The sequence below is a fragment of the Pseudacidovorax intermedius genome, from assembly GCF_001476815.1.
GTDB classification, from domain to species: domain Bacteria; phylum Pseudomonadota; class Gammaproteobacteria; order Burkholderiales; family Burkholderiaceae_C; genus Xenophilus; species Xenophilus intermedius_A.
Window position 1 is genome coordinate 1 of the sequence record NZ_LDSL01000261.1, and the last position, 720, is coordinate 720.

Annotated in this window: 2 protein-coding genes; both read right to left on the reverse strand. The window is 69.9% G+C overall.

Annotation, left to right across the window (positions count from 1 at the left end; genetic code table 11):
* The coding region (locus tag NS331_RS25105; protein ID WP_206597367.1) for a lactonase family protein at positions 1 to 246 on the reverse strand (246 nt) is incomplete at its 3' end.
* A 1-nt stretch (position 247) separates the two neighbouring features.
* Positions 248 to 720, reverse strand: a 473-nt coding sequence (locus tag NS331_RS25110) for an adenylosuccinate synthetase (RefSeq protein ID WP_193758218.1), incomplete at its 5' end; no start/stop codon positions are given.

Here is a 720-nt window from a genome sequence, read left to right on the forward strand (position 1 = left end):
GGTCAGGCGCGTCTCGCTCGTGCGGCGGTAGGCCTGCACCGTGCCGTCGGATTCGAGCGCGGCGTATAGCAGGTCGTGCGTCGGGTGGGCGGCGAGCCACGACGCCGAGCCGGGCGCGGGCACGGCGGTGCCGACCATGCCGAGCGGACCCGACGCCCAGACCGAGTCGGCGTCTCCGGCCTGCAGGATGCCGATGCCCTCGACTGATCCCGCGTCGCCCGCGTAGGCCCCCACCCAGAACCGCATGTCAGTCGATCAGGTTGTGTCGCACGATCACCTGGTCGCGAGCCGGACCGACGCCGATGACCGAGATGCGCGTGCCGCTCATCTTCTCGAGCGCGAGGACGTAGTCCTGCGCGTTCTGCGGCAGGTCGTCGAAGGTGCGCGCGGTGGAAATGTCTTCGCTCCAGCCCGGGTAGTACTCGAGGATCGGCTTCGCGTGGTGGAAGTCCGTCTGGTTGACGGGCAGGTCGTCGAAGCGCACACCGTCGACGTCGTAGGCGACGCAGACGGGGATCTGCTCGAGGCCCCCGAGGATGTCGAGCTTGGTCAGCACGAGGTCGGTGATCCCGTTGATGCGCGTCGCGTAGCGCGTGATCGGGGCGTCGTACCAGCCGACGCGGCGGGGGCGACCCGTGGTCGTGCCGAACTCGAAGCCGCGGGAGCGGAGCCAGTCGCCGCTCTCGTCGAACAGCTCGGTCGGGAACGGTCCCGAGCCCA